This is a genomic window from Luteimonas aestuarii (assembly GCF_004357985.1).
GTDB classification, from domain to species: domain Bacteria; phylum Pseudomonadota; class Gammaproteobacteria; order Xanthomonadales; family Xanthomonadaceae; genus Luteimonas; species Luteimonas aestuarii.
In genome coordinates this window covers 1-8,302 of record NZ_SMTF01000029.1, presented here as the reverse complement: position 1 = coordinate 8,302, position 8,302 = coordinate 1, and the positions used below count along the sequence as shown (strand labels likewise).

Sequence of the window (8,302 nt, the reverse complement as noted above, 5' to 3'; positions counted from 1 at the left end):
AGAGCGCTACCGCCGCTTCTGCGTGGGCCGCGCGCGCGGGCTGGGCGATTTCGACGCCACCGCGCTGCCCGCCGCCACCGCCATCGGCCGCTGCGACGACGACCGCACCATCCAGGTCTACTGGCTGGCCGCGCGCACGCCGGGCATCCCGGTCGAGAACCCGCGCCAGGTCAGCGCCTACCGCTATCCGCGGCAGTACGGCCCACAGCCGCCCAGCTTCGCGCGGGCCATGCTGCCGCCCTCCGGCAGCACCATGCCGCTGCTGCTCTCCGGCACCGCAGCCGTGGTAGGCCATGCATCGCAGCACGACGGCGAACTGCTGGCGCAGCTGGAAGAAACCTTCGTCAACTTCGATGCGCTGCTGGCGTCGGCGCGCCTTGGCAATCCGAGCCTGCCGGAGCGCTTCGGCGCCGGCACGCGGCTGAAGGTGTATGTGCGCGACTTCGACGATCTGTCCATCGTTGCCGCGGACCTCGACGCACGGTTTGGCGATCGTGTCCCGCGGCTGCTCCTGCACGCTGCCATCTGCCGGCGCGAACTGGCGGTGGAGATCGACGGCGTGCACGGCGCCTGAGCGGTTTTCCGCGCCGCAGTCACAAGCCGCCTCCAGGCCGCGTCGCGTGGAGCATGTCCGGACGTGTGGCCGGGGGAGTGCAAGCAAGATGGGACTGATCAGCCTGCTGTGGGGCATCGTTTCGATGTGCTGGATGGTCGTGGCGCTCATTCCGCTGCTGGGATGGGGCAACTGGTTCCTCATCCCGTTCGCGGCCGTGGGCGCGGCGATCGGCGCGATCGGCGTGCTGTTCACGCGCAGCGGGCGCAACGGCCGCGCCAGGGCCGGGCTGCTGCTCAACGGCATCGCGATCGTGGTCGGCATCGTGCGGCTGGCGCTCGGTGGCGGCGTGATCTGAAGCCTCCTGGGCGGGCGGGCTTGGCCCCGCGCAGCGGCCACCCGGGGTTGGTGTTGTTGGCGCCCCCGTTGAAAACCGGATACCCGCGCCACCACGCCCGGAAGTCATTGGATCCCGGCTTGCGCCGGGAGGGCGGCGTTCGGCTCGCGCACGGACCGTGGGCGTTTCGCACGGCGCCTGGTGCGGCCCGCAGCGTAGAATCGCCGCCATGGCCTACCCCGATACCCGCTTGCGGCGGATGCGCCGCGACGATTTCTCGCGCCGGCTGATGCGCGAGACCGTGCTTACCGCCGACGACCTCATCTATCCGGTGTTCGTGCACGAACCCGCCGGGCGCGAGGCCATCGCCTCGATGCCGGGCGTGGCGCGCGTGTCCGTCGAGGAGCTGCTGCGCGTCGCGGAAGCCGCGAGCGAACTGCGCATCCCCGCGCTGGCGCTGTTCCCGGTGACCGCGCCGGAGGCGAAATCGCGCGATGCCGCCGCGGCCTGGGACGACGACGGCCTGGCGCAACGCGCGGTGCGGGCAATCAAGCAGCGTTTCCCGCAACTCGGCGTGATCACCGACGTGGCGCTGGACCCGTACACCACGCATGGCCAGGACGGACTGGTCGACGACGACGGCTACGTCATGAACGACGCCACCGTCGAAGCCTTGGTCCGGCAGGCGCTGTCGCACGCACGCGCCGGTGCCGACGTGGTCGCGCCCAGCGACATGATGGACGGCCGCATCGGCGCGATCCGCGACGCCCTCGAAAGCGACGCCCATGTGCACACCCGCATCCTCGCCTATTCGGCGAAGTACGCCAGTGCGTTCTACGGCCCCTTCCGAGATGCGGTGGGCTCGGCGTCCGCGCTCGGCAAGGCCGACAAGAAGACCTACCAGATGGACCCGGCCAACGCCGCCGAAGCGTTGCGTGAAGTCGAACTCGACCTCGCCGAGGGCGCCGACATGGTGATGGTCAAGCCCGGCCTGCCGTACCTGGACATCGTCCGCCAGGTGAAGGACGCGTTCGGCGCGCCGACCTTCGTCTACCAGGTCAGCGGCGAGTACGCGATGCTCAAGGCCGCCGCGCAGAACGGCTGGCTGGACGAACGCGCCTGCACGCTGGAAGCGCTCACCTCCATCAAGCGCGCCGGCGCCGATGCGGTGCTCACCTACGCCGCGCTCGATGCAGCGCGGTGGCTGAAGGACGCGGGGTGATCCGCGCCGCCGCGCAGGGCGATGCCGCCGAGGTCGCGCGGCTGTCCGCCCTGCTCGGCTATCCCGGCGACGCGATCACGATGTCGGAACGCCTCGCGCAGCTGCTGGCATCCCCGACCCACGCCGTGCTGGTGGACGACGCCGGCGATGGCCCGCTCGCGGGCTACGTCGCCATCGAACAGCGGCTGCTCGTGGTGGGTGGACTGCGCGTCGAGATCGTGGCGCTGGTGGTCGATGCCGGGCTGCGCCGCAGCGGCCGCGGACGCCGGTTGCTGGAGGCCGCGGAACGCTGGGCACGCGAGCGCGGTGCCACGGAAGTCTTCCTGCGCTCCAACGTGCTGCGCCACGAGGCGCACGCTTTCTATCCGGCGCTCGGCTACGCCTGCCGCAAGACCCAGCACGCCTACGCCAAACCGCTGGACTGACCGCGCCGTCTTGCGGGTAGACTGGCGGCACCACCACTGCAGGGAGGCCGTCCGCCATGCGCAGGCACTACGCCGTCTTCGGCCATCCCGTCGCGCACTCGCTGTCGCCGCAGATCCATGCCGCCTTCGGCAAACAGGCCGGCATCGACCTGCAGTACGACACCATCGACGCCACCGCCGAGCGTTTCTTCGAGGCGCTGCAGGCGTTCACCGATGGCGGTGGCGCGGGCGCAAACGTCACCCTGCCGCTGAAGGAATCCGCGTTCGCGCTGGCCGCGACCACCACCGAGCGGGCGCGACGCGCCGGCGCGGTCAACACGCTGGTGCGCTGCGACGAAGGCTGGCTGGGCGACAACACCGACGGCGAAGGCCTGGTGCGCGACCTCACCGGCCGCCACCGCCTCGACCTGCGCGCGCGCCGCACCCTGCTGATCGGTGCCGGCGGCGCGGCGCGCGGCGTCGCGCCGGCGTTGCTGGATGCCGGTATCGGCGAGTTGTACATCGTCAACCGCACCTCGGAGCGCGCCGATGCACTGGTCGACCGGTTGGGCCAACCCGCGCGCGTGCATTCGCGTTATCTCCACGACGTGGGCAAGCTGGGCGACTTCGACCTGATCATCAACGCCACTTCGGCCGGCCGCGATGCCGCCATGCCCCACCTGCCGATGTCGCTGATGGGCGCACGCAGTGCCGCGGTGGACCTGAGCTACGGCGAGGCGGCCACTGCCTTCCTGTCGTGGGCGCGCGCGGCCGGCGCACGCGAGGCCATCGACGGCCTCGGCATGCTGGTCGAGCAGGCGGCGGAAAGCTTCGCGCTCTGGCATGGCATGCGGCCGCAGACCGACGAGGTCCATGCCGCCCTGCGCCAACGCAACGCCGCGCTGCGCACCGCCGACTGAGCCGACGCCATGCACTGCCGCGAACGCTGCGGCGCGTGCTGCATCGCCCCGTCGATCACCAGCCCCATCCCGGGCATGCCCCACGGCAAGCCGGCGGGCGTGCCCTGCGTGCAGCTGGACGACGACTTGCGTTGCCGCCTGTTCGGCAAACCCGGGCGCCCCGCGTTCTGCGCATCGCTGAAGCCATCGCCCGACATGTGCGGCGCGGACCGCGACGAGGCGGTGGCGCTGCTGGCGACACTCGAGCGCGCGACCGCGCCTGCCTGATGCTTCCTGCCCGCCAATGCACGCCCTCCCTTCTCCCGCTTGCGGGAGAAGGTGGCCCGCAGGGCCGGACGGGGGCGCGGCAGCAACGCGGCGAACACGCAACAGGGTGCAATGACGCCCCCGGCGTCCCTCAACCGACCTGCGTGGACACCCACCAGGTGGTGCCGCCGGCATCGCGGAAGCCGCCGCGGCGGTCGGCATCATCCTTCTGCACGGGCGCCTGCACCGGCTCGGCGCCGGCGGCCATCGCCCGCTGCCACGTGGCATCGACATCCGGGACGTACAGGTGCACGTGGCTGGCGACGGCAGGCCAGCCGTCCATCGCGTCGGACAGCATCAGCACGGTGTCGTCGATGCGCACTTCGGCATGCCCCAGCCGGCCTTCGCCCATCGGGTGCATGCGCAGCGGCTGGGCATCGAACACGGCCTGCAGGAACTCCACCGTGCGCCGGGCGCCGTCGACGACCAGGTACGGCGCCACCGACGTGTAACCCTGCGGCTTGTAATCCATGACGCCTCCTCGACGGATCGGCAACCGGTGGAACCGTGCTACGCCGGCGTCATCGCCAGGTAGTCGTCCTTCAGGCGCACGTAGTGCCCGGCGCTGTAGTGCAGCGCCTCGATCTCGGCATCCGACAGCCTGCGCACGAAGCGGCCCGGGTTTCCGAGCCACAGTTCGCCCTCGCCGACGGTCTTGCCCGGCGCGATCAAGGCACCGGCGCCGACGAAGCCATGCTTCTTCACCACCGCGCCATCCATCACCGTGGCGCCCATGCCGACCAGGCAGGCATCCTCGATGCGGCAGGCGTGGATCACCGCCTTGTGGCCGATGGTCACGTCCTCGCCGATCACCGTGGCGAACCCGCCCAGCTTGGCATGCGGGCCATCGTGGCTGACATGCACCACGGTGCCGTCCTGGAGGTTGGTGCGCGCGCCGATGCGGATGTAGTTGACGTCGCCACGGATCACCGTGAACGGCCACACCGACACGTCGTCGCCCAGCACCACGTCGCCGATCACGCTGGCGACCGGATCGACATACACGCGCTGGCCGAGTTGGGGCGACTTGTCGCGATAGGGACGCAGGACGGTGCTGTTCATGGCCGCCATTGTAGGGCCTGACATCGATTCCCGGCCGGTGCGCATTGGTGCACCGGCTCCACTGCCGCCGCATACACTCGGCGGCATGGACACGCCCGTTGCCGAACTCCGCCCCACGCTGGACCGCCTGCGCAGCGCCTGGCAGGCAGGCAAGCCCGATGCCGCCCAGCGTCGCGACGACCTGCTGCGCCTGCGCGGGGCGCTGAAGCGGCGCCTGCCGGAGATGGCCGACGCCATCGCCTCCGACTTCGGCCACCGTTCGCGGCACGAGTCGCTGGTGGCCGACGGCATGACCGTGCTGACCGAGATCGACCACCTCCGCACGCATCTGAAGCGCTGGATGAAGCCGCGCCGGGTCGGCACCGGCTGGCGCTTCTGGCCCGCGCGCGCCGAGGTGCGCAGCGAGCCGGTGGGCGTGGTGGGCGTGATCTCGCCCTGGAACTATCCGGTGAACCTGGCGCTGATCCCGCTGGCCACCGCGATTGCCGCCGGCAACCACGTGTTCCTCAAGCCCTCCGAGCACACGCCACGTGCCGCGGCCTTCCTGCACTCGCTGCTGGACGAGGTGTTCCCGGCCGATCGCGTGGCGGTGGCGAGCGGCGATGCCGACGTGGCGGCCGCCTTTGCCGCGCTGCCGTTCGACCACCTCGTGTTCACCGGCTCCACGAGCGTTGGCCGCAAGGTGATGGCCGCCGCGGCACCCCACCTGACGCCACTGACGCTGGAACTTGGCGGCAAGTCGCCGGCGATCGTCTGCGCGGACATCGACCCCGCACGCGCCGCCGCACGCCTGGCCACCGGCAAGTGGTTCAACGGCGGCCAGACCTGCATCGCGCCGGACTACGTGCTGCTGGTCGGCAATGCGGCGCGCCGCGACGCGCTGGTACAGGCGCTGCGCGACGAAGTGTCTGCGCGCTACGGAACGCTCTCCGACGATGCCTCCGACTACACCCGCATCATCAACGATGCGCAGTTCGCGCGGCTCGACGGCCATCTCGACGATGCCCGCCAGCGCGGCGTCGACACCCTGCCGCTGGCGCCGGTACACGATCGCGCCCGCCGCATCTTCGCCCCCACCCTGGTGCTGGAGCCCGGCGACGACGCGACGGTGATGCAGGAGGAAATCTTCGGACCGATCCTGCCGATCCGCACCGTCGCCTCGCTGGACGAAGCCATCGCCTTCATCAACGCACGCGACCGGCCGCTGGCGCTGTATCCCTTCAGCCGCGACCGCGCCAGCATCGAGGCCATCCTGCGCAACACGCTGGCCGGCGGCGTGACGGTGAACGACACCCTGCTGCACTTCGGCATCAACGCCCTCCCGTTCGGCGGCATCGGCGCCAGCGGCATGGGCGCCTACCACGGCCGCGCCGGCTTCGACGCGATGAGCAAGGCGCTGCCGATCCTGTGGCAGCCGCGCCGCGCCGGCAGCGACCTGCTCAAGCCGCCGTACGCGAAGGTGCAGCGCTTCATCGATTTCCTGGTGCGCTGATCCACCTCGGCCGGCGGGCGGCGTGCACGCATCGCCGCGATCGCGCATCCTGTCGGCTGTTCCGTGATCGTTGCAGGATGTCGTGATGAACCCATCGGTGCCCGCGCAGGGCGGCGGCGTCAACACGCTGGTGATCCTGTTCGCCATCGTCTGCGTGGCCGCGCTGGTCACGCCGTGGCTGCCGGCCGGGTATTTCGCCGCCGACGTGCCGGTGTCGCTGTCGAGCTTCCGTTTCGCGGAGGAAAGCACCCCGGTGCGCTGGTTCGCCAGCGGCGACGAGGTCGGCTTCCTCAATTTCCTGTTCCATGGCCTGACTTCCGGCAGCCGCACTTCTGCGGCGGTGGGCGTGATCGCGCTGCTGCTGATCGTCGGCGGCGCATTCTCCGTGGTGAACGGCACCGGCGCGATCGATCGCGGCTTGGTGCGGCTGATGACGCTCACCGGCCATCGCCCGATGTGGCTGCTGGCCAGTCTGTTCGTCGCGTTTTCGCTGGGTGGCGCGGTGTTCGGCATGGGCGAGGAGACCATCGCCTTCCTCGCGCTGCTGCTGCCGCTGACCGACCGGCTGGGCCTGCCGCGCGCCAGCGCGGTGATGTGCACCTACATGGCCAGCCAGATCGGGTTCGGCAGTTCGTGGATGAATCCCTTCAGCGTCGCCGTCGCGCAGGGCATCGCCGAACTGCCGCTGCTCTCGGCGGCGCCGTTCCGGATGGCGATGTGGGCCACCTTCACCGGCGTGGGCGTCGCGTTCACCCTGCTGTACGCGCGCCGGCACATGTGCGCGCCGGATGCGATCGAACCCGCACCGGACGCGCCGGAACCGGCACCGATGAACTGGGCCGACCGCAGCATCCTCGCCATCGTGCTGGGCACGGTGGCATGGATCGTCTGGGGCGTGACCACGCAGGGCTACTACCTGCCGGAGATCGCCAGCCAGTTCTTCGCGATGGGCCTGGCGTGCGGCCTGGTCGCGTGGCTCGACGGGCGGCTCACCGCCAACCGCATCGCCGAACTGTTCACCGAAGGCGCGCGCCTGCTGGTGCCGGTGGCGCTGGTGATCGCCGCGGCGAAAGGCATGCTCTGGCTGCTGGGCGGCACCGACCCGCACGCGCCTTCGGTGCTCAACAGCGCGCTGTACGGCCTGGGCACCCTGCTCGACGACTGGCCGCCGCTGCTCGCGGCGCAAGGCATGTACCTGATGCAGGCGGTGTTCAATTTCTTCGTGACCTCGGGCTCGGCGCAGGCCGCGATCACCATGCCGCTGATGGCCGGGCTGGGCGACCTGGTCGGCGTGAGCCGGCAGGTGGCGGTGGTGGCGTTCCAGCTCGGCGACGGCCTGACCAACCTGGTGGTGCCGACCTCGGCGGTGCTCTTGGGCGCAATCGGCGTGGCCGGCATCGCGTGGACGCAGTGGATCGCGCTGGTCTGGCGCTTCGTGCTGCTGTTGCTCGCGGTGGGCGCGGGCTTCGTCGCGCTGGCGGTGCTGGTGGGGCTGCAGTGAACGTGGCCACCGCGCACTGCCCCGTCGACCGGATCGCGCTGCGCCGCGTCGATGGCATGGGCTCGCTGCATGAATGGCACTGCACGCGCTGCGATGGACTGTGGCTGCCTGGCCGCGTGGTCCGCGACGCCATCGGCACGGCGGCCATCGACCACCTGCCGACACACGCGGTGGCACGTCGCCTTCGCTGTCCGGATGATGGCAGCACGCTGGTGCCGGTGATGCACCATGGCGTCGAGGTCGATGTCTGCCCGCAATGCACCGGTGCGTGGCTGGATGCCGGCGAGCGCGACAAGATCCTGCGTGCCAAGCCTTCGACGGGCCAGCACATCGTGCGCGAAGCGTCGTCTGATCCCGAGTCCTCCTTCAACGTGCTCGACGCGACCGGCGACGCCATCGGCACCCTGCTCGAGTTCATCGGCGACGCCCTGTCCGGGCTGTGACCGCGGGCAACAGGCTGATTCAAATGGAAATTCTGGTGGCTATGGGTGGACTCGAACCACCG

The 8,302-nt window shown here is 70.6% G+C and carries 11 protein-coding genes; 9 read left to right on the top strand and 2 right to left on the bottom strand.

Annotated features, from left to right (window positions below; genetic code table 11):
• The 6 genes from E2F46_RS17270 to E2F46_RS17245 form a co-directional block, all read left to right on the top strand.
• Positions 1-574 (top strand): chorismate transformation FkbO/Hyg5 family protein (locus E2F46_RS17270; protein WP_486624442.1); only part of this gene is annotated, 574 nt, incomplete at its 5' end.
• 88 nt (positions 575-662) lie between these two features.
• Positions 663-911 (top strand): hypothetical protein, encoded by a 249-nt coding sequence (locus E2F46_RS17265; protein ID WP_133323825.1) that lies wholly within the window; start codon positions 663-665, stop codon positions 909-911.
• A 208-nt stretch (positions 912-1,119) separates the two neighbouring features.
• Positions 1,120-2,112, top strand: a complete 993-nt coding sequence (gene hemB, locus E2F46_RS17260) for a porphobilinogen synthase (protein WP_133323824.1) — start codon at positions 1,120-1,122, stop codon at positions 2,110-2,112.
• On the top strand, positions 2,091-2,537 hold the full coding sequence (locus E2F46_RS17255) for a GNAT family N-acetyltransferase (protein WP_133323823.1): 447 nt from the start codon (positions 2,091-2,093) through the stop codon (positions 2,535-2,537). Before hemB ends, E2F46_RS17255 begins: the two co-directional genes overlap by 22 nt.
• Positions 2,538-2,593: 56 nt before the next feature.
• Entirely contained in the window at positions 2,594-3,436 is an 843-nt protein-coding gene (gene aroE, locus E2F46_RS17250) for a shikimate dehydrogenase (protein WP_133323822.1), read from the top strand.
• 9 nt (positions 3,437-3,445) lie between these two features.
• Positions 3,446-3,703 (top strand): YkgJ family cysteine cluster protein, encoded by a 258-nt coding sequence (locus E2F46_RS17245; protein WP_133323821.1) that lies wholly within the window; start codon positions 3,446-3,448, stop codon positions 3,701-3,703.
• Positions 3,704-3,833: 130 nt separating this feature from the next.
• On the opposite strand, the gene E2F46_RS17240 is transcribed toward E2F46_RS17245, so the two are convergent.
• Together E2F46_RS17240 and E2F46_RS17235 are read right to left on the bottom strand one after the other, a co-directional pair.
• Positions 3,834-4,214 carry a VOC family protein gene (locus tag E2F46_RS17240; RefSeq protein WP_133323820.1) on the bottom strand — a complete coding sequence of 127 codons (381 nt, stop codon included), beginning with the start codon at positions 4,212-4,214 and terminating at the stop codon, positions 3,834-3,836.
• A 38-nt stretch (positions 4,215-4,252) separates the two neighbouring features.
• Positions 4,253-4,804: a gamma carbonic anhydrase family protein gene (locus tag E2F46_RS17235; RefSeq protein ID WP_133323819.1), complete on the bottom strand. Its 552-nt coding sequence runs from the start codon at positions 4,802-4,804 to the stop codon at positions 4,253-4,255.
• 85 nt (positions 4,805-4,889) lie between these two features.
• Here E2F46_RS17235 and E2F46_RS17230 point away from each other — a divergent pair, with 85 nt between their 5' ends.
• The 3 genes from E2F46_RS17230 (at position 4,890) to E2F46_RS17220 (ending at position 8,240) form a co-directional block, all read left to right on the top strand.
• Positions 4,890-6,296 (top strand): coniferyl aldehyde dehydrogenase, encoded by a 1,407-nt coding sequence (locus E2F46_RS17230; RefSeq protein WP_133323818.1) that lies wholly within the window; start codon positions 4,890-4,892, stop codon positions 6,294-6,296.
• An 85-nt stretch (positions 6,297-6,381) separates the two neighbouring features.
• Positions 6,382-7,797 carry a transporter permease gene (locus E2F46_RS17225; protein ID WP_133323817.1) on the top strand — a complete coding sequence of 472 codons (1,416 nt, stop codon included), beginning with the start codon at positions 6,382-6,384 and terminating at the stop codon, positions 7,795-7,797.
• Positions 7,794-8,240, top strand: coding sequence for a TFIIB-type zinc ribbon-containing protein (locus E2F46_RS17220; RefSeq protein WP_207949633.1), 447 nt, complete (start codon positions 7,794-7,796; stop codon positions 8,238-8,240). Before E2F46_RS17225 ends, E2F46_RS17220 begins: the two co-directional genes overlap by 4 nt.
• Positions 8,241-8,302: the final 62 nt, after the last annotated feature.